This window comes from Embleya hyalina, from assembly GCF_003967355.1.
Classification (GTDB): Bacteria; Actinomycetota; Actinomycetes; order Streptomycetales; family Streptomycetaceae; genus Embleya; species Embleya hyalina.
The window spans coordinates 141,245-160,786 of sequence record NZ_BIFH01000039.1; the positions used below are offsets into that span (position 1 = coordinate 141,245).

Here is a 19,542-nt window from a genome sequence, read left to right on the forward strand (position 1 = left end):
CCGGTTCGTCGAGCGCTCGGGCGGGTCGAGCGGTCGGGCGCGTCGAGCGATCCTACGGTCGGCGACCGGTCAGGAGGTCGTCTCCGCGATCCGGTCCTCGCCCTTGATCCGGCGGACCGCCGCCGCGACCAGGCCCGCGAACAGCGGGTGCGGGCGCGTGGGGCGGGACTTCAGCTCCGGGTGGGCCTGGGTCGCGATGAAGTACGGGTGCTGCTCGCGCGGCAGTTCGACGTACTCCACCAGTCGGCCGTCGGGGGAGAGCCCGGAGAAGACCAGGCCGGTCTCCTCCAGCCGGGTCCGGTAGGCGTTGTTGACCTCGTAGCGGTGCCGGTGGCGCTCCTCGGAGCGGGCCGCGCCGTACACCTCGCGCGCGATCGAGCCCTCGGCCAGGTCCGCGGTGTACAGGCCGAGCCGCATCGTGCCGCCCAGGTCGCCCTGGCCCGCCACGATGTCGAGCTGGTCGGCCATGGTGGCCACCACGGGGTGCGCGGCCTCGGGGTCGAACTCCAGCGAGTTGGCCCCGTCGAGCCCGGCCAGGTTGCGCGCGGCCTCGATCACCATGCACTGCAGGCCCAGACAGATGCCCAGGGTCGGGATCCGGTGCTCGCGGGCGTACGCGATCGCCTGCACCTTGCCCTCGACGCCCCGGTCGCCGAAGCCGCCGGGGATCAGCACCGCGTCGCAGTCGCCGAGTTCGCGGGCGGCGCCCTCGGGCGTGGCGGTGTTGTCCGAGGTCACCCACTTGATCCGGGTGCGCACGTTGTTGGCGAAGCCGCCCGCGCGGATCGCCTCGGTGACCGAGAGGTAGGCGTCGGGCAGGTCGATGTACTTGCCGACCAGCGCGACGGTGACCTCACGCTCGGGCTGGTGCACCCGGCGCAGCAGGTCGTCCCACTCGGTCCAGTCCACGTCCCGGAAGTTCAGCCCGAGCCGGCGCACCACGTACGCGTCCAGGCCCTCCGAGTGCAGCACCTTGGGGATGTCGTAGATGGACGGGGCGTCGATGGCCGCGACGACGGCCTCCTCGTCCACGTCGCACATCAGCGAGATCTTGCGCTTGATGTCCTGCGGCACCGCGCGGTCGGCGCGCAGCACGATCGCGTCCGGCTGGATGCCGATGCTGCGCAGGGCGGCGACCGAGTGCTGGGTCGGCTTGGTCTTCAGCTCGCCCGAGGGGCCGATGTACGGGAGCAGCGATACGTGCAGGAAGAAGACGTTGTCCCGGCCGACCTCGTGCCGGACCTGGCGGATCGACTCGAGGAAGGGCAGCGACTCGATGTCGCCGACGGTCCCGCCGACTTCGGTGATCACGATGTCGACGTCGGCGGCGGCCATCGCCCGGATCCGCGACTTGATCTCGTTCGTGATGTGCGGGATGACCTGGACGGTGTCGCCCAGGTATTCGCCGCGGCGCTCCTTGGCGATCACCGTCGAGTAGACCTGACCGGTCGTCACATTGGCCGAGCCGTGCAGGTCGACGTCGAGGAAGCGCTCGTAGTGGCCGACGTCCAGGTCGGTCTCGGCGCCGTCGTTGGTGACGAACACCTCGCCGTGCTGGAACGGGTTCATCGTCCCGGGGTCGACGTTGAGGTAGGGGTCGAGCTTCTGCATCGTGACCCGCAGGCCGCGCGCCTTGAGGAGCGCTCCGAGGCTCGACGCGGTGAGCCCCTTGCCAAGCGAGGAGGCGACGCCTCCGGTGACGAAGAGGTGCTTCGCCTGCCGGGTGCGACTGGGCGTCTGAGGCACTGCCAAGGAAGGGCTCCCGTGGTTGCGATGAGGGGGATGTCCTGGGGACATCCGAGGGATATCGAAGGGGACGCTGCTGGGCCGACGCGGGCCCGGAACAGTCCCACCAAGTCCACGGGATACCAGCCTAACAGCGTCGGGGGTCGAGGTCCCGCACCCGGGGCGGAACAACTGCGACACCACCCGGCGATTGCCCAGAGTGACGACGCACGGGAGAATCCGGACGCATGCCGACGGAACGGCCGAGTCGGATTCCACGCAGAGTCAACGAGCGGGTCGGCAAAAGCAGGCACGTTTCAGCGCCGACGGCGCACTATGCTACGCAGACGGCGCGCGAGCCTCTCTCCGTTCGCCGACACCCGCGCGCAGCGGAACCTACGCGCGCGACGGGTGCACGTCCCCCGGATCCCGACGGGACGACATTTCGGGAGTACCGGTCGATCCGACCACCGTTCGCGGCGGTCGATCACGCGTGCGTGGTGCACCCTGGAATGAGTCGATCAAGGCAACCGAGGCAACGAATCGATCGATCGCCGATCAGAACACGACCATCGGCGCGCAGGGTACGCACCACCCGCACCAGCACCCCCTGCACGACCCACCGGTACCGGAACGCAGCACGACCCGCCGGCACCGAACCCAGCAACCCGTACGAGCCGACCCCTCGTACGCGCCCAGCCCCCCGGCCGAACCCCGCCGCGCATGACGGGACCACCGGCCTCACCAGGACGACCAGGAACGGAAAGCGCTGCCCGTGACCAGCCGCATCGAGGACTACGCCCTCATCGGGGACATGCAGACCGCCGCTCTCGTGGGCCGCGACGGTTCCATGGATTGGCTCTGCCTCCCCCGCTTCGATTCGCCCGCCGTGTTCGCCGGCCTGCTCGGCAGCGAGGAACACGGCTCGTGGCGGGTCGCGCCGCTCTCCGGCGGCCCCGCGACACGTCGCCGCTATCGCGGCGACTCGCTGATCCTCGAATCGGAATGGGAGACCCCCCGGGGCACCATTCGGGTGATCGATTTCATGCCGCCGGCCGACGCCCTGGTCGGCGCGCCGGTGGTGGTGCGGATCGTGGAGGGCGTGTCGGGCCGGGTGCCGGTGCGCTCGGAGCTGCGCATGCGCTTCCACTACGGCAAGGTCGTGCCCTGGGTGCGCCGCGAGGCGGACGGCCGCACGGTCGCCGTCGCCGGTCCCGACGCGGTGTGGTTCGACAGCGACACCGAGACCTACGGGCGCGGGCTGACCACCTATTCGGACGTCACCCTCGGGGAGGGCGACCGGGTCACGTTCACCCTCACGTGGCACCCCTCGCACGTCGAGGGCCCGCTGCGCACCGACGCGCTCGCCGCGCTCGCGGACACCGAGGCGTTCTGGACCGACTGGATGACCCGCTGCACCTACCAGGGCCCGTGGCGCGAGCCGGTGGTGCGCTCGCTGATCACGCTCAAGGCGCTGACGTACGCCCCGACCGGCGGCATCGTCGCCGCGCCGACCACCTCGCTGCCCGAGGACGTGGGCGGCGTGCGCAACTGGGACTACCGCTACACGTGGCTGCGCGACGCGGCGATGACACTGGGCGCGCTGCTCAAGACCGGCTTCGTCGACGAGGCCAAGGCGTGGCGCGAATGGCTGCTGCGGGCGGTGGCGGGCGACCCGGAGAACCTGCAGATCATGTACGGCGTGGGCGGCGAGCGCCGGCTCACCGAGTACGAGGCGACCTGGCTGCCCGGCTACGAGGGCTCGCACCCGGTCCGGATCGGCAACGCCGCCGCCGAGCAGTTCCAGCTCGACGTCTACGGCGAGGTCATCGACGCGCTGCACCTGGGCCGGCAGGCCGGCATGGAGGGCAACGACCACGCGCACGCGCTCCAGCTCAAGCTGATGGACTACATGGAGCAGCACTGGCGCGACCCGGACGAGGGCATCTGGGAGGTGCGCGGGCCGCGCCGGCACTTCGTGCACTCCAAGGTGATGGCGTGGGTGGCGGTGGACCGCACCATCCGGATGCTGGTCGAGGAGCCGATGGACTCCGACACCGAGAAGATGCTGGAGCACCTGAAGGGTGTGCGCGAGGAGATCCACCGCGAGGTGTGCGCGTACGGCTACGACGCCGAGCGCAACACCTTCACCCAGTACTACGGCTCCACCGAGCTGGACGCCTCGCTGCTGCTGATCCCGCAGGTGGGCTTCCTGCCGCCGGAGGACAAGCGGGTGATCGGCACGATCGAGGCGATCCAGCGCGAGCTGACCGAGGACGGCTTCGTACGCCGCTACCCCACCAACGGCACCAGCGTCGGCCTGGACGGCCTGCCCGGCGACGAAGGCGCGTTCCTGGCCTGCTCGTTCTGGCTCGCCGACGACCTGGCCATGATCGGCCGGGTGGAGGAGGCGCGCGAGCTGTTCGAACGCCTGCTCGCGCTGCGCAACGACCTGGGCCTGCTCGCCGAGGAGTGGGACCCGCGTCTCCAGCGCCAGGTGGGCAACTTCCCGCAGGCGTTCAGTCACGTGCCACTGATCGACACCGCGCTGCGACTGACCGCGACGCTGCGCACGGGGCCGGTCGTGGCGGCGGAGTAGGAGGGACGGGGGTCTCGTCCGGCCCGGACTCGGTGTGGCGGCGTTCGGGGCCGGTGGGCGCGCTGTGCAGGTGTGCGTACCGGTTCCGGGTGGTACCTCCGGACACCATGACCCCCGCCCGATCCGCCGACGCCGACGCGGGCGGCGAGCCGACCGGTTCGTCGCCCGCGTCGACGTTGCCGTTCCTGCCCGCGGCGCGGCGGCGGCGCCCGCTGTCGCCCTGGTACGAACACCTGCGCGACGGCCTGTGGTTCGCGCCACTGGTCGGGCTGGCGTCCGGGTGGGCGCTGGCCACGCTGATACTGGCCCTGGACCGGTGGATCCCGGACTATCTGGACAGGCATCCCGACCGGCCGTGGCTGCGCGACCAGTACGACTGGTTGCTGGACCTGGCCAGCGGGACCAAGGACACCATCGCCACGATGAGTTCGGCGATGCTCACCTTCATCGGCGTGGTCTTCTCGATCACCCTGGTGGCCCTGCAGATGGCGAGCCAGTTCACCCCGCGCGTGGTGCGGGTGTACGTGCGCAGCCGGGTCACCAAGGTCACCTTCGCGATGTTCCTGACGACCTTCCTGTACTCCCTTCGGGTACAGAAGGAGTTCGGCAACTCCGAGGACCACCCGCCGGCGCTGGCCGCCTCCCTCGCGATGGGGCTCGTGGTGACCAGCCTGGTGGTCTTCGTGATCTACGTGCACTCGACGATCCGACTGATGCGGGTGACGTACGTGATCGGCTACGTCGCCCAGGAGTCGCTGAACCTGCTGGCCGCCCGGGCGCACGCGGCGCCGGTGCCGACGCCGACCGGGGAGCCGACCGCGGTGCTCCCGTACCGGGGCCCGCCGGGGGTGCTCCAGGACGTCAACGTGGCCCGCCTGGTGTTCCTGGCCCGGCGGCACGACGTGGTGATCGCCCTGCTCCCCCGCGTGGGCGACTTCCTCACCCACGGCATGCCGCTCGCGGTGATCCACGGCTCCCCGAACCGGCGCGGACTGCCGGCGGCGACCCGGGTGTGGCCGTGCCTGACCCTGGGCGTCGAACGCACCATGCACCAGGACCCGGCCTTCGGACTGCGGCAACTCGTCGACATCGCGAGCAAGGCCCTGTCGCCGGCCGTCAACGACCCGACCACCGCCGTGCAGGCGCTCGACCGCATCCACGCCCTGCTCACCCTGATGAGCGGCATCGAACTCGGCGATCGTGCGCACGTGGACCGCCGCGACCGCCTGCGGCTGATCGAACCGGTCGCCCCGTGGGCGGACATGGTCGACCTGGGCCTGACCGAGATCCGGCTGTACGGGGCCGGCGCGCCCCAGGTGACCCGCAGGCTGAGCGCGGCCCTGGACGACCTCCTGGACATCACCCCACCCGCCCGCCGCCCGGAACTCCTCCGCCAACGCGCCCTGCTCCACGAGGCCGTGGCCCGCGCCCACCCCGACGAGGCGAACCGCCGCTTCGCGCTGGAGCCCGACCGACAGGGAATCGGCTGAGGAGCGAACCGGCGGTGCGGCTACATCGGGCCCAGTTCCTCGTAGATGCTGAGGACCTGGGCGATGGTCTCGCGTTCGCCGGGCCACGTGGCGGCCTGGACCGGGCCCGCGGCCGCGAGTTCGCCGCGGCGGTCCGGGTCGGCGAGCAGCGCGGTGACGGAGCCGGCCAGGGCCTCGGCGTCGCCGTACGGCACCAGGACCGCCGCCTCGCCGACGAGTTCGGGCACCCCCCCGACCGCCGTCGCCACCAGCGGCACCCCGCTGCGCAGCGCCTCCTGGGCGACCAGCGCCCGCGCCTCCCACCGACTGGGCAGCACCACCACGTCCGCCGCGCCCAACAGGTCGGCCACATCCGACCGATGCCCGAGCAAGCGAACCGGCAACGACTCGGCGTCGATGCGTTCCTGGAGCGTTTCGCGCAACGGCCCGTCCCCGGCGACCACCACCAACGGCGCGGGCCGGACCTCGCCCCATTCCCGCGCCGCGTCCAGCAACACCGGATACGCCTTCTGCGCCGCCAACCTGCCCACCGCGACCACCAACGGCCGATCCCCCGCCGCGAATTCGTCCCGCACCGCGGCCCGGTCCCGCGACGCCGGCGGCAGCGGCGGCGCCGACACCGGCCCGAGTCGCGCGTCCCGCGCCCCCAACTGCCGGGCCCGGTCCACCAGATCGGCCGACGCGCCCAGGACCACGTCGGCGGCCCGTACCGCGCGCCCCTCCAACACCCGGGTCAGCGCACCCTTCGCGCCGCCCGCCAACACCGCGTTGTGCAGCGTCAACACCAACGGCGTACGCCGCACCCGATGCCGGCCGAGCGCGTTGCCCGCCACCAACCCGGCGCGCAGCCCGTGCGCGTGCACGACGTGCGCGTGCGCGCACGCCGCGCGCAACTCGCGCGCCGCGCCCCGGTCCGAGGGCCGCGGCGCGGCCGGGATCTCCACCACCCGAAACCGCGCGCCGGTGCCGGCGAAGTCGAAGTGCTCCTCGGTCGAGGCCGGCCCGCAGACCGTCACCGCGACCCCGCGCCCGACCAGCCCGGCCGCCAGCGAACGCACGTGCGCGCCGATCCCGCCGGTGGACGTGGCCAGCACCAGGACGGCCCGCAGCCGGGCCGGCTCGGTCCGCTCCCGCGACTCAGTCGTCGTGTCCACGTCGCTGCTCCCCTTCCGTTTCGGCCGTCCGCCGCCCGGGCAACGCCGCCTGCACGGCCTCGCCGACGGTGGCGAGGACGACTCCCGCGAACACCAGGGTGCCCACGATGGCGGCAACCGTCGCGATGATCAACGTAAAGACGATGCCCCCGGTGCCCAATGCCCGCGACACCCCGAATCCGACCAGGCCGCCGGCCGCCGCACCGGCCACCGCCGCGATCGCCGCCCGGCCCATCGCCCGAACCGGCAGCGCCCGGGGCCCGGCCGTCCTGGCGACGGGATACGCCAGCAACAGGCCCGCCACGGTCATCCCGATCGAGTTGCCCAGCCCGAGCGCGGCCACCGTCCAGCGTGCGGGCAACACGTACGCGAGGATCACGTCGGCGACCACCACCACACACCAGCCGACCACCACGCACCCCGCGGCGGCCCGCCCGTGCCCGGACGCGTTCAACACCCGGCCCAGGTGAGCGACCAGCGCGTACCCGATCAGCCCGGGGGCGAACGCCGCCAGCGCCCACGCCATCTGCTCCGGCTCGGTGGATCCGGCCATGAACAGCGCGAAGAACCGCCCCACCGGCGCCGCGGCGGCCAGGAGCAGCGTGGTGCCCGCCGCGCCGACCAGGAGCACCGTGCGGGTGGTCGCCGCCACCGCGTCGGCGAACGCGTCCGTGGCGCCGTCGTGCGCGTGCGCGCTCAGGCGCGGGAAGGCGGCGGTGGCGATCGGCACGGCCAGGACCGCGTACGGCAGCAGGTACACCATCCAGGTCGTCTGGTACACCACGAGCGACCCGTGCGTCCCGCGCCCGTTGGCGAGCAGGATCACCGCGACCGTCGCGGCCTGCTGGGCGACCAGCGTGGCGACGCCGGCCAGCGCGAGGGTACGTACCCGGCGACCCACCCCGTCCGGAAAGCGCAACGTCGGACGCAGCCGCAACCCGGTGGACCGCAGCGGCACCACGGTGACGAGCGCCAGCGCCAGCACACCCGCCGTCGTTCCGAGGGAGAGCGTCGACTCGGCGCCGCGGGGCAGGTGCGCGAGGTCGTCGAGGTCGACGTCGTACCGGTTCGCGAAGAGCAGATAGGTGCCGGCCACCACGAGGCTGGACACCAGCGGCGCGAGCGTCCCGGCCAGGAAGCGCCGATGCGCCTGGAGGATGCCGCCGGCGACCACGGCGACCCCGTACAGCAACACCTGCGGCAAGAACACGAGCAACATCCGCGCGGCCACGTCCGCCGCCCCGGGCTCATCGGCCTTCCCGGCCAGCAGCACCTCGGTGATCGGCCGCGCCAGCAGCGCCCCGAGCAGCACGATCGGCGTCAGGACCAGCACGACCCAGGTCAACAGCGCGGACGCGATCCGCCCCGCGTCCTCGCGCGCGCCCCGGGCCACGGGCCCGGCCAGCACCGGCACGACGACACTCGCGAGCGCCCCGCCGGCGACGATCTCGAAGACGATGTTGGGGACGGAGTTGACGGTGCTGTAGACGGTCCCGAGACCGGTGTCACCCACGGTCCCGGAGAACACCAACTGCCGCCCGAAACCGGCCAACCGCGCGAACACGGTGACCAGCCCCATCAGGGCGGCGGCCCCGGCGAGCCCGCGAACGACACGCGTGGCGCCGGAGCCGGCCGCAGTCGGGACGTCGCCGTCGGGAGGGGCGGTCACCGGTGGCCGCCCGGTCCGGTCGAGGGGCGACGGCGGGGGCGGTCGACGGTCATGCCGACGCGACGGATCCCTCGGCACTCGGCTTCTCCACGACACCCACGCCGGCGCCAGATCCCACGCCGACATCCGCCACCGGCCCCACATCCGCGCCCGACCCCAGGCCGGTGACGGATCCCACGCCCACTGCCGGCCCCGCGCCCGCGCCCGCGTCCGACCCCAGGTCGGTGGCGGAGCCCACGCCCGCGCCCGCTGCCGGTCCCGCGTCCACTGCCACGCCGGCATCCATGTCCGACCCCGACCCCGCGTCCGTGGCAGAGCCCGAGCCCACACTCGCTGCCGGATCCGCGTCCGCGTCTGCGTCCGACCCCACGTCGGTGGCGGAGCCCACGCCCACTGCTGGCCCCGCGTCCGCGTCTGCGTCCGACCCCACGTCGGTGGCGGAGCCCACGCCCGCGCCCACTGCCGGTCCCGCGTCCACTGCCACGCCGGCATCCGCGTCCGACCCCGACCCCGCGTCCGTGGCAGAGCCCGTGCCCACGCTCGCTGCCGGTTCCGCGTCCGCGTCCGACCCCTCGCCCGCGCCTGCGGCCGACGCCGATCCCAGGTCCGTGGCAGAGCCCGCGCCCACGCCCGCTGCCGGTCCCGCGCCTACTCCCGCGCCGGCATCCGCGTCCGACCCCACGCCCACGCCTGCGGCCGACCCCGATCCCGCCTCGGTGGCGGAACCCGCGCCCGCGCCCGCGTCCGACGTCGCGCCCGCGCCTGCGGCCGACGCCGGCCCCAGGTTCGCGGCAGAGTCCGCGCCCGGTTGTGCGTTCGGTCCCGCGCCTGCGGCCGGTCCCCGACCCGCGTCGGTGGCAGAGCCCGCCTCCGTGGCCGGCCCCGGCCCCGCGTCCGCGGTCGGTGTTGCCACCGCGCGGCGGCCCAGCATGTCGATCGTGTTCAGCGCCCGGTTGCCCGCGATGACCTTCGTGAAGCTCACCCGCTCGCTCGCCGCCGTCAGGCCGACCAGCACCGCCGCCTTCGTCAGCAGCCCCGTCCGGGACGCACCCGCCGCCAGGGCCACCCCGAGCGCCGCGCCCAGCGCGTTCGCGCCCGCGTCGCCCAGCATCGCCTTCTCGCCCAGGTCCTCGGGCAGCAGCGCCGCCGCCGCGCCCACCGGCGCCGCCGCCAAAGCCGCCGCCGCGCCGCCCCGTGCCAGCCCCGGCGCGCCCGCGATCAGCACCGCCTTGGCCGCCCGCCCCGGACGCAGGTCGAACAGATTGATCAGATTCGCGGTCCCGGCCACCACCACCGCGGCCAGCACGCGGTCCACCGGATGCCGCTGCACCAGCGTGCCCGCCGCCAGCCCGGCCGCGCCCAGCCCCACGATCTTGACGCCCCCGCTGGTCACTTCGCCCTTGGCGAGCGCCCCGAGGTGGCCCTTGAAGCCGCGCCGGTCGGTCGACCCGGCCAGGTCGTCGTACGTCCCGAACCCGGCCCCCGCGACCGCCGCCAGCGCACCCGCCGCCCGCCACCGCCCCGGCACGCCCGGAGCGCATACGGCGGCCACGGTCGCGCCGATCGCCGCGGCCGGCCCCTCCAGCAGGGTCAGCGCCTCGCCCCGGTGGTTGCGCCGCTCCCACAGGGCGGCGCCGCCCGGGGCGCGGCGGCTCAGCGCGGCATAGGCGGTCCGGGCCGCGCCGGTCGCGGCCAGCGCCGTCACCAGCCGACCGGCTCGACCCCGACGGGACACGGCACCCCCCGTCGCAGTGTCCGGCGTCACGGCGGCCTTCGTCACGGCGTCTCCTTCTTCGGCAGTTCCGGCAGCGGACCGTCGGTGGTGCCCGTCGTCCCGTATTGACCCGAAGTGCCCTGCTTGTCCTCGACCACCAGGGACCACACGACCGCGACCTGACCCACGGGCGTATCGGCGGTGTCCACGGTGGAAACGGCCTTGGCGGTTTGATCGTTACGGCGCAGCGCCCAGATCACGCCGTTTTCCTGCGCGGCGGACGCGGTGCCGGCCATGACCGTACCGTTGCCGCCGCCGTCCAGCGCCCGGGCGAGCGCGAGGTAGGCGTTGTTCGTCCGCCCCGGGTCCTCGCCGGAGGTGGCTCCCGAGGGCGCGATCACCACGACCAGGTCGGCGCCGACGGCCGGATTGTCCTTGACGTCGATGAAGCCGGCTTCCTTGAGCTTGGTCAGCGCCTCGGTCGCGGCCTGCGCGTTGTGCGTGCCGGGCGTGGTGGTGCCCGTCGTCCCGGGCGTCTGGCCCGTGCCCGGCCCGCCGGCGGGCGGCGCCGAGGTGGTCCCGGTCCCGGAGGACGCACCGGCCCCGGGCGTACCCGTCGCGGGCGTCCCGGAGGCCGGCGCCCCCGTGGACGGCGCTCCGGACGCGGGCGGCGTGGTCGAGCCGCCCGGCGTACTCCCCGGCGTCCCGCCCTGTATCGGCGGCATCTTCTCGGTGATCGCCCCCGCCAGCACCTTCGCGGCCCGCTCGGTCGCCGTCCCGGTCGGGAACGCGAGCGCGTTCGCGCCCAGCGCGGTGACCAGTTCGTTCTCCCGCTTGGCGTCGGTCCACTGCCCCTTCACCGACACCTGGCCGGTGACCGTCGCGGACGCCCCGTCGAGCAGCTTGACCGTGCTGTCCGCCAGCTTGGTGTCCGCGCCCGGCAGCGAGACCACGACCGCCTTGTGCCCGGCGAGCCGGCCCTTGGTCAGTTCGGGGCCGACGGTGCCCATGATGCCGTTGAGGTACCGCTGACCGGCGTTCGCCCGGTCGACTTCGCGACGCAGCCCTTCGTTGTTCCGGGCGAGGTCCTGAACCGACTGGTCGAGCCCGGAGACGGCGGCCTCCTTGAGGAAGGACGCGCCGAGTACGAGCCCGACCGACAGGGCCAGGAAGACCGCGATGATGGAGACGACGTGGTATCTGAAGTCGATCAACTGAACAGTCCCTGGAGCCAGTAGACGAAGGCGTCCCACTGTGCCCCGAACACGTGGAAGTACGCGCGCCCGAGCGGGGTCACCCGCACGGTCACCGCGATCGTGATCAGCGCGGCGAGGCACAACATGAGCAGCGAAGTCGTGGAGATGCGGCTGCGGTACAGACGGCTGACGCCCTTGGCGTCCACGAGCTTGCCGCCGACCCGCAACCGGGTGAGGAAGGTGCTCGCCATGCCGGCCCGGCCCTTGTCCAGGAACTCGACGAGCGTGAGGTGCGTACCGACCGCGACGATCAGGCTGGCGCCGCCGTCGTCGGCGAGCAACATCGCGATGTCCTCGCTGGTCCCGGTGGCGGGGAAGGCGATGCCGTCCACGCCCAGTTCGTCGAGGCGCTCCATCCCGGGGGCACGGCCGTCCCGGTACGCGTGCACGATGATCTCCGCGCCGCAGCGCAGCGCCTGGTCGGAGACCGAGTCCATGTCGCCGACGATCATGTCCGGCTTGTAACCGGCCTGGAGCAGCGCGTCGGCGCCGCCGTCGACGCCGATCATCACCGGGCGGTACTCGCGGATATAGGGGCGCAGCGCGGCGATGTCCTCGCGGTAGTGGTAGCCGCGCACCACGATGAGCACCTGGCGACCGTCGACCCGGGTGCGGATCTCGGGGACGCCGACGCCGTCGAGGAGCAGTTCGCGCTCCTCGCGGATGTACTTGAGGGTGTTCTCGGCGAACGCCTCGATCTGCTCGGACAGCCCGGCCCGGGCCTTCTCCATCGCGGCGGCCACGGACTCCGCGTCGAGCAGCGTGCCGACGGCGATCGGGGCGTCGCCGCGATAGAGGACGTTGTCCTCCACCCGGACCAGCTCGCCCTCGCGGATCCGGTCGAGCACACTGCCGCCGACCTCGTCCAGGAGCGGTACGCCGGCCTCCACGAGCAGTTGCGGCCCGATATTGGGGTAGCGCCCGCTGATGCTGGCGGCGGCGTTGACCACGGCGGCCGGTCGACACTTGACCAGCGCCTCGGCGGCGACCCGGTCGAGGTCGACGTGGTTGATGATCGCGATGTCGCCGGGGCGGAGCCGCTTGGTGAGGTCCTTGGTACGCCGATCGACCCGGGCAAACGAGCCGGTGTCCTCGGTGTGCCGTCGACGACGAAGCGTGGGAATCCTCACCGGCGCAATCCTGCCATGCACGAAATTCTCCGGCGGCCTCCGGCCGCTCCTGAAACGGCCCTGCGGGCCGGGGCGGCGGCCGCTGGCCGCTCTCCTCGCTGCGCTCGTCGATTCCGGTCGACGATCGAGTCGTGGGCGCTGACGCGCCGACGAGTGGCCGAATACGCAGCGGCCCTGAAGCCGTGCGGGGGAACCGGGTCCGAAGCCGAGGCCGGCGGCGCGACCCGGGTCGGGTGCGCGGGCCCGGCGTGAAACCGGAGCGCAGCTGTTACACAGCCCCCCGCCCCGAATCCCAAACCCCACCGACCACCCACCCCAAACAACCCCCAGCCACCAAGCCCACGGCCCACAAGACCAGACCGGGCAGCCCCGAAGCCTACGAACCCCAACCACCAAACCCTCGACCACGCGACCAACCAGGCAGCCCGAACCCTGCGAACCCCATCCCCACCAAGCCCTCGACCACAAGACCGAACCAACCGGCCCGAACCCTCTGACTCTCAGCCGCCAAAGCCTCGACCACAAGAACAAACCAGCCGGCCCGAAACCCCTGAACCCAGCCACCGAGCCCTCGGCCACGAGGCCGGACCGGGCCCGCCCCGAAGCCTCCGAACCCCAGCCGCCGAGCCACAGGCAACGGGTGGAGCGGGTGGGTAAAACCTCCCGAGCCAAGTGCAACGCGAGCCCAGCGCCACACGCGGCCCACGCACCCGGCTCCGCCCCCGGCCCACGCCGCCCCCGGCCCGGACCGCGCCCCCGCCCCCGCCCCGCCGGACGACCCCCCGTCCCCCATCCGAGGGACCCACGTGAGCGCCCATGCGGACGCGCCCCGAACCCCGCCCCCACGAGGGTTGCACCCATGGAAACCACCACCTCCACCACGCCGCCCCCACCGGCCCCACCCCGCCGCGACCTCCGCAAAACCCTCGCCTGGTTCGCGCTGGCCGCGTGCTCCCCCTACCTGACCCTCAAGCTGCTCTGGGTACTCGGCGTCGACGTGGGCGTCGTCCACCCCGACGAGCTCGACCGAGGCCGATGGATCGCCGCCAACGCCCTCACCTTCGTCATGGACGGCGTCGCCGCGCTGATCGCGTACACCCTGGCCCGCCCCCGCGAGGTCCGCGTCCGGGCCTGGCTGATCCTGCTGCCGCTGTGGGTCGCGTCGGGCCTGCTCGTGGTGATCATGCTGGTCGTCCCGGCCGACCTGCTGAGCGCGGCGGTCGGGCTCACGGGCAACCCGTTCGCGGGCGACGACTTCCTGCGCCCGTGGGTGTACGGCGTGGTCTACGGCGGCTTCATCGTCGAGGGGGCGGTCCTCCTCGCCGCCTTCGCCCTGTACGCCCACGAGCGCTGGGGCACCCTCCTGCGCACCCGCGTCCGCGCGCTCCCGGATCCGGCCGGCACCCGCGACGCGCAGCGCTTCCTCGGTACGGCCGCCGCCGCGCTGCTCGGCGTCGTCGGCGTCGCGCGCCTGACCTGGGGGCTGGGCGCCGACGTCGGAATGAGCGAAACCTGGATCGCGGACCGCGACGCGTCGGCCCGATGGATGGACGGCGTCCAGGGCGGCCTCGCACTCGTCGGCGCGGCGGGTCTGCTCCTGCTGGTGTACCGGATCGGCGGCGCCCGGGTGCGCGGGCCGCTGGCGATGGTCTGGTTCGGTGCGGGCAGCGCGTTCGGGTGGGGCGGCTGGATGGGCCTGATCAGCACCGGCGCGGCGCCCGAAAGCCGAATGGCGGAGCGCACATCCGCCCTTTTGCACCTTGTCTACACTGCCGAAATGATCACCGGCGTCCTGGTCCTGGCCATCGGCTGGTTCTTCCTGAGCGAGTACGCGGGCCGCACCGCGCTCCCCGAGCCGACCGCCCCCGAACCCGCCACCGCGACCGCGACCGCGACCACCACGACCACCCTCGCCCCGCAGGCGACCTGATGGCCCGTCGCCTCACCCGCCGACTGCTCGGTCGGCGGGCCCGGCTGCGCTGGGTACATCTGGTGCTGGGCGGCGCACTGTTGACCCCGTTCCACCTCGCCGCGCTCACCGTGCTCACCGGGACCGGACTGTCGCGCGACATCCCGGCGGAACCGCTCACCTCGCAACTGCTCGCCCTGGCCCTGGCGCTGCCGTTCGTCGCGCTGACCGGCCTGGTCCCACTGGTGCGCACCCTCGAGGGCGGCGCCGCGCGGGTGTTGTGCGCGCCGACCGGCGAGGTACTGAGCCTGCCCGCGACGAGCGCCGCCGCCCGCCGACGAGCGGCCGCGTGGTTCACCCTGCACGCGCTCGCGGGCGGCGTGGTGGCCGGCGTCTCGCTGGCCGCGCCTCCCGGCGGCCTGGTCCTGCTCCTCCTGCCGCTCTCCGCGAACCTGGCCGACGTGTTCGGCTGGGCCGAACCGGCGACCTCGCTCCCCCTCGCGTGGACCCCGCTCGGCCTCGCCCTGATCCTGCTCCCCCTGCCGGTGTCCGCCGCCGCCGGCGCCTGGCTCGCCCGTATCGCCCCGATCCTGCTCGGCCCCACCCCCGCCGACCGCCTCGCCCTCGCCGAGCAGCGCGCCGAACGCCTCGCCGAACGCGCCCGCATCGCCCGCGACCTGCACGACTCGGTCGGCCACGCACTCAGCGCGGTCGGCATCCAGGCAGCCGCCGCCGGCCGCCTGCTCGACCGGGATCCGGCCTTCGTCGCCCGCGCGTTGACCGCGATCGAGGACACCGCCCGCGACGCCGTCGCCGAACTCGACCACGTCCTCGGCCTCCTGCGCGAGGAGACGCCCGAACCGGCCGCGCCCGTACCCTCGTTGGCCAACCTCGCCGAGTTGGTCGCCCGCACCCGCGCGGCCGGCGCCGACGTCGACCTCCACCTCGACCCGGCCGACGGCGTCGCGGCGCTGCCACGCCTGGTCTCGCGCGAGGCGTACCGGATCGTCCAGGAGGGCTTCGGCAACGTCCTGCGGCACGCGGGCGAGGTCCCGGTCAGCCTCCATCTCCGGCTCGGCCGAGGCGAGTTGACGATCGACCTGAGCAACCCCATCGCCGGCACCCGACCCACCCGAAGCGGCGGCGGACGCGGCCTGCGCGGCACCGCCGAGCGCGTCGCCGTACTGCGCGGCACCTTCACCGCCGGTCCCCGCGACGGCCGTTGGCACCTCAGCGCCCGAATACCCCTGGAAGGCCACCCGTGAGCACCCACCCGACCCGCGTAGTGATCGCCGACGACGAGAGCCTGGTCCGCGCGGGCCTGTACGCGATCGTCGACGCCGAACCCGACCTGACCGTGGTCGGCGAGGCGGCGACCGGCGCGCAGGCCGTGGAGCGGGTCCGCGAACTGCGGCCCGACGTGGTGTTGATGGACGTTCGGATGCCCGACCTGAACGGCATCGAGGCCACCGCGCGAATCCTTCGCGAAGTCTCCGACCCATCGCCGAGGGTGCTGGTGGTGACCACCTTCGAGAACGACGAGTACGTCTACGACGCGCTGCGCGCCGGGGCGCACGGCTTCCTCCTCAAGCGGGCCCGCGCCGACGACATGGTGCACGCGATCCGTACCGTGGCCCGAGGCGACTCGCTGCTCTTCCCGGCCGCGATCCGGGACCTGGCCCTCACCCGCGCCCGAGAGCGCACCCACAACGCGGAATTGCGCACCCGCGTCGCCCGGCTCACCCCGCGCGAGCAGGAGGTCCTGCGCCTGATCACCACCGGCCTGGCCAACACCGAGATCGCCGAACGCACCGGGCTGGGCCCGGAAACGGTCAAGACCCACGTGGCCCGCGTCCTCACCAAGCTCGGCGTCCGCGACCGTACGCAGGCGGTGATCGCCGCCTACGAATCCGGCTTCACCGGCACCGGTCTCGGCGGGTGGGCGTGAGTCGACCGAGGCCGCCCGAGCGTCAGACGGGTCGACGCAGGCTCCCGTACGGACGGTACGCGCGCGTGCCGAGCGAGCGCACGTCCGTGGGCGCGGGCGCGGCCCGAAACGCCTCGTACACCTGCTCGTCGACCCATTCGGTGTAGACCAGCCCCCGGGTGCCGCCGACGTCGAGATGCACATGCGTGGCAACACGACCCGGCGGCGCAACCCGGCCGTCGGCCGCCGCCGCGAGGACTCCTCGGGCCCACCGCCGCGCCGCCGGCGCCGCGTCCGCCTCGATCTCCTCGACCACCACCAACGCGGGCGCACCCGGGAGTTCGCCCCGCGCCGCACTCCCGGCGAGGCGATAGCGAATCACGCCCGGACGTTCGATCCCGGGCACCACCTCGTCGATGTGCCGCACCATCCCCGGCCGAGTGGTCCGCATGAACGCCCGGTGATCGTCGTCGTTCGTCCACTGCGCGTAGTTGAGAACCCGCCCGCCATCGACGCTCAGCAGACAACTCAGCGTGAGGAACCCGTCCGGCCAGGGCACCCCCTCCCACTCGACGAGCGTCGCCTCGGCGGCGGCCCGCTGCCGCTCCGGCGTACCCACGATCCACGGACTGACAAGAATCGTCCCGACATCGGCCCGCCCGACCTCGGGCAGAGCGCGACGGCGGTGGCGCGACGACGCGGCCATGAATACTCCTTCGAGCCGACGACACAAACCAAAAGGCCCGAACCCGAGAACCCGGGCCCGAACCGAAAACACCCCCCACCCTGCAACTTCAACCACACTTGAGGTCAACCCACGTCGCCACCCCGGCCCGCGGCCCGTAACTCGCTCCGGGGCCTGTCGCCCTCGGGTCCGGCCTGGCAATCTTGGGAAAGCGACCGTCGCGCCGACGCGACCGGGACGCCCGGCGTACGGAGGACTCGATGACGAAATCCTTGCGGGACCAGATAGGTCCGGAAATCTTCGACGCGGCGATGGCGGAAGGCGTCCGCAAGGCCGTCGAGGAACTGTACGCACTGGGCCTGCCTGCGGTAGGCGGCGAGAACGGGCGCGTCTACAAGCACTACGCGGACGGAACCAGGGTGTACCTCGACGAAGAGGAACCCGACGCACGCGAGTACCGAATCTTCGCGGACGGCACCAAGGTGTACGTCGACGAAATGGACACGTGACCCCGGGACATGTGACCCCGATACACGTGCGACCCCGGTACACCCGACGCCGAACAACGCACGCCGCGCCGGATCGCGACACGACCCGGCGCGGCCGAGGCGAAGTCGCCTACCGCTACGGGGCGGGGCGTACCGGAACGGACGTACCCGACGGGAGCGTCGGGCCGTTGTCGGAAACCGGCCCCCGCTGCGTCGGGTCGTCGACCAGAGCGCAGGCAGCCACCGGCCCGTCCGCGAGTCGGTACATCGTGTTGCTGCCGGTGCTGCTCGTGTTGTGCACGCGGCGGCCGTCGCGGTACCCCGGATCGGGGAGGTCCTCGGCCTCGACCTTGGTGAGGGTCGCCGTCAGCACCAACGTGGCTCCCGGGGGCATCAGTTCCGGTCGGATCTCGGTCCACCCCTTGGTGTAGAAGTCGCTCTCCTCGTCCGTCAGCAGGTGGTCGGTCGGCCAGGGAAGCCAGTGGTAGATCGCGTTCAACTCGTCGTTGGAGGCCGCGCTTTCGGTAAAGCGTCCCGGAGCACACTTCTTGCCGTACGGCACGTAGTCGACCACCACCCGCAGCCCCAGATCCCGCAGCCGCTGCTCCAGCCCCTTCGGATTGCGGAACTCGTCGACCTTGAACAGGATCCCGCCGTCCGGCCGCTTCTCCACCTCGAACGGCTGCGCCTCGGCCGAACCACCGCTGAGCATCGGCGCGCCGACCCCGATGCCCGCCGCGAGCACCACCGAGGCGGCCAGCCCGTACCCGATCCGGCGGCCCCGCGAGGCCGCCGGCTTCCCGGGCGGCGGCGGATCCATCGCCGGCACACTCCCTGCGGCGGCCAGCAACTTCAGCTCCTCCAACGCACGTTCCTCGAAACCGATCACGCCTTCGCCTCCGCCTGTACGTGTCCTGCCCGGGTCCCGTGCTGCGGCTCGGTCACCGACGAGCCCACTTCCTTCGCGAGCCGCCGCCGCGCCCGGTGCAACCGCACTCGCGCCGCGACCGGCCGTATGCCGAGCGCCCCCGCGGCCTCGGCGACGGACATCCCGTCCACGCTGACCAGTTCGAGCACCGCGCGGTCCTCCTCGGACAACCGCGCGAGCGCCCGATGGGTACGCCGAACCTCCGCCGCCGCATCCAGCCGCTCCTCCAGCCGCTGAATGTCGTCCTCGTCCAACACCCGCCGCCCCGCCATCCGCCGCGACGCGTCCGCCTCCCGCGCCGAACGCCGCCGCTCGTTCGCCACCACGTTGCGCGCGACCCCGTACAACCAGGCGAGTTCGCCACCCGGCCCACCGCGATAGGCCGCCGCCGAACCCATCGCGGCGATGAACACCTCGACGGTCAGATCGGCGGCCGACTGGGGATCGTCGACCCGCCGCGCCACGAACCGCCCCACCGCGTCGATGTGTCTGCGATAGAACGCTTCCAGGAGCTCCGGGTCACCGGCGATCCCCCTGACTGCTTCCACATCCGGTCCATCCAAGATGGGCTCCCCGCATCGATGCCGTTGCCTGTCCCCCACTTGTGGTCACGCCCGCAGCCGGCGTTACAACCCAACCCAACCCACGCAACCCGCCCCGGGGCTCCCGACGAGATGAATGCGATGCTTGGCGAAATCCGGCCGACAACGGGGAATCGAACCGGATCGAGTCCCCCGGGCCGCCTTCCCGAGCGGGCCGGGGGTTTCCGGCGGACGTTGCGCTTGTGGCTGCGGGCGGGCCGGTGCGGGGCCGGTCCGGCACGCGGGGTCGGCCGCCGCCGGCGTGCGGGGCTCGGCGACTGCGGGAC

The 19,542-nt window shown here is 73.1% G+C and carries 15 protein-coding genes; 6 read left to right on the plus strand and 9 right to left on the minus strand.

Annotated features, from left to right (window positions below):
• Positions 1 to 69: 69 nt before the first annotated feature.
• On the minus strand, positions 70 to 1,746 hold the full coding sequence (pyrG, locus tag EMA17_RS40170; RefSeq protein ID WP_126642193.1) for a CTP synthase: 1,677 nt from the start codon (positions 1,744 to 1,746) through the stop codon (positions 70 to 72).
• Positions 1,747 to 2,500: 754 nt separating this feature from the next.
• Between pyrG and EMA17_RS40175 the strand changes: the two genes are divergently transcribed.
• Positions 2,501 to 4,324, plus strand: coding sequence for a glycoside hydrolase family 15 protein (locus tag EMA17_RS40175; protein ID WP_126642173.1), 1,824 nt, complete (start codon positions 2,501 to 2,503; stop codon positions 4,322 to 4,324).
• Positions 4,325 to 4,431: 107 nt separating this feature from the next.
• Positions 4,432 to 5,814: a DUF2254 domain-containing protein gene (locus EMA17_RS40180; RefSeq protein ID WP_126642174.1), complete on the plus strand. Its 1,383-nt coding sequence runs from the start codon at positions 4,432 to 4,434 to the stop codon at positions 5,812 to 5,814.
• 20 nt (positions 5,815 to 5,834) lie between these two features.
• Here EMA17_RS40180 and EMA17_RS40185 read toward each other — a convergent pair whose 3' ends face one another.
• From EMA17_RS40185 to steA, 5 genes are read right to left on the minus strand one after another with little or no spacing between them, the layout of a single operon-like run.
• On the minus strand, positions 5,835 to 6,968 hold the full coding sequence (locus EMA17_RS40185) for a glycosyltransferase family 4 protein (protein WP_126642175.1): 1,134 nt from the start codon (positions 6,966 to 6,968) through the stop codon (positions 5,835 to 5,837).
• On the minus strand, positions 6,952 to 8,637 hold the full coding sequence (murJ, locus tag EMA17_RS40190) for a murein biosynthesis integral membrane protein MurJ (protein ID WP_160161734.1): 1,686 nt from the start codon (positions 8,635 to 8,637) through the stop codon (positions 6,952 to 6,954). Before murJ ends, EMA17_RS40185 begins: the two co-directional genes overlap by 17 nt.
• Positions 8,638 to 8,686: 49 nt before the next feature.
• Positions 8,687 to 10,417 carry a hypothetical protein gene (locus EMA17_RS54715; protein ID WP_160161735.1) on the minus strand — a complete coding sequence of 577 codons (1,731 nt, stop codon included), beginning with the start codon at positions 10,415 to 10,417 and terminating at the stop codon, positions 8,687 to 8,689.
• Positions 10,414 to 11,565: a copper transporter gene (locus EMA17_RS40200; RefSeq protein WP_160161736.1), complete on the minus strand. Its 1,152-nt coding sequence runs from the start codon at positions 11,563 to 11,565 to the stop codon at positions 10,414 to 10,416. The genes EMA17_RS54715 and EMA17_RS40200 overlap by 4 nt, the downstream gene beginning before the upstream one ends.
• Positions 11,562 to 12,737, minus strand: a complete 1,176-nt coding sequence (gene steA, locus EMA17_RS40205) for a putative cytokinetic ring protein SteA (protein ID WP_218043227.1) — start codon at positions 12,735 to 12,737, stop codon at positions 11,562 to 11,564. Before steA ends, EMA17_RS40200 begins: the two co-directional genes overlap by 4 nt.
• 859 nt (positions 12,738 to 13,596) lie before the next feature.
• Between steA and EMA17_RS40215 the strand changes: the two genes are divergently transcribed.
• From EMA17_RS40215 to EMA17_RS40225, 3 genes are read left to right on the plus strand one after another with little or no spacing between them, the layout of a single operon-like run.
• Complete coding sequence (locus tag EMA17_RS40215; protein WP_126642179.1) at positions 13,597 to 14,667, plus strand: hypothetical protein; 1,071 nt, start codon at positions 13,597 to 13,599, stop codon at positions 14,665 to 14,667.
• Positions 14,667 to 15,911 carry a sensor histidine kinase gene (locus EMA17_RS40220; protein WP_126642180.1) on the plus strand — a complete coding sequence of 415 codons (1,245 nt, stop codon included), beginning with the start codon at positions 14,667 to 14,669 and terminating at the stop codon, positions 15,909 to 15,911. The genes EMA17_RS40215 and EMA17_RS40220 overlap by 1 nt, the downstream gene beginning before the upstream one ends.
• Positions 15,908 to 16,594, plus strand: a complete 687-nt coding sequence (locus EMA17_RS40225) for a response regulator transcription factor (RefSeq protein WP_126642181.1) — start codon at positions 15,908 to 15,910, stop codon at positions 16,592 to 16,594. The genes EMA17_RS40220 and EMA17_RS40225 overlap by 4 nt, the downstream gene beginning before the upstream one ends.
• A 22-nt stretch (positions 16,595 to 16,616) precedes the next feature.
• On the opposite strand, the gene EMA17_RS52210 is transcribed toward EMA17_RS40225, so the two are convergent.
• Positions 16,617 to 17,279: an antibiotic biosynthesis monooxygenase gene (locus tag EMA17_RS52210; RefSeq protein WP_160161737.1), complete on the minus strand. Its 663-nt coding sequence runs from the start codon at positions 17,277 to 17,279 to the stop codon at positions 16,617 to 16,619.
• A gap of 239 nt (positions 17,280 to 17,518) precedes the next feature.
• Here EMA17_RS52210 and EMA17_RS40235 point away from each other — a divergent pair, with 239 nt between their 5' ends.
• Positions 17,519 to 17,767: a hypothetical protein gene (locus tag EMA17_RS40235; RefSeq protein WP_126642182.1), complete on the plus strand. Its 249-nt coding sequence runs from the start codon at positions 17,519 to 17,521 to the stop codon at positions 17,765 to 17,767.
• 115 nt (positions 17,768 to 17,882) lie between these two features.
• On the opposite strand, the gene EMA17_RS40240 is transcribed toward EMA17_RS40235, so the two are convergent.
• Together EMA17_RS40240 and EMA17_RS40245 are read right to left on the minus strand one after the other, a co-directional pair.
• Positions 17,883 to 18,635 carry a hypothetical protein gene (locus tag EMA17_RS40240; protein WP_126642183.1) on the minus strand — a complete coding sequence of 251 codons (753 nt, stop codon included), beginning with the start codon at positions 18,633 to 18,635 and terminating at the stop codon, positions 17,883 to 17,885.
• Positions 18,632 to 19,222 (minus strand): RNA polymerase sigma factor, encoded by a 591-nt coding sequence (locus tag EMA17_RS40245; protein ID WP_246127205.1) that lies wholly within the window; start codon positions 19,220 to 19,222, stop codon positions 18,632 to 18,634. The genes EMA17_RS40240 and EMA17_RS40245 overlap by 4 nt, the downstream gene beginning before the upstream one ends.
• Positions 19,223 to 19,542: the final 320 nt, after the last annotated feature.

What these genes read in the sequence shown, in the direction of transcription:
- EMA17_RS40180 (WP_126642174.1), top strand. Translation starts at nt 4,432, where the DNA reads ATGACCCCCGCCCGATCCGCCGACGCCGACGCGGGCGGCGAGCCGACC.
- EMA17_RS40215 (WP_126642179.1), top strand. Translation starts at nt 13,597, where the DNA reads ATGGAAACCACCACCTCCACCACGCCGCCCCCACCGGCCCCACCCCGC.
- EMA17_RS40220 (WP_126642180.1), top strand. Translation starts at nt 14,667, where the DNA reads ATGGCCCGTCGCCTCACCCGCCGACTGCTCGGTCGGCGGGCCCGGCTG.
- EMA17_RS52210 (WP_160161737.1), bottom strand. Translation starts at nt 17,279, where the DNA reads ATGGCCGCGTCGTCGCGCCACCGCCGTCGCGCTCTGCCCGAGGTCGGG.
- EMA17_RS40235 (WP_126642182.1), top strand. Translation starts at nt 17,519, where the DNA reads ATGACGAAATCCTTGCGGGACCAGATAGGTCCGGAAATCTTCGACGCG.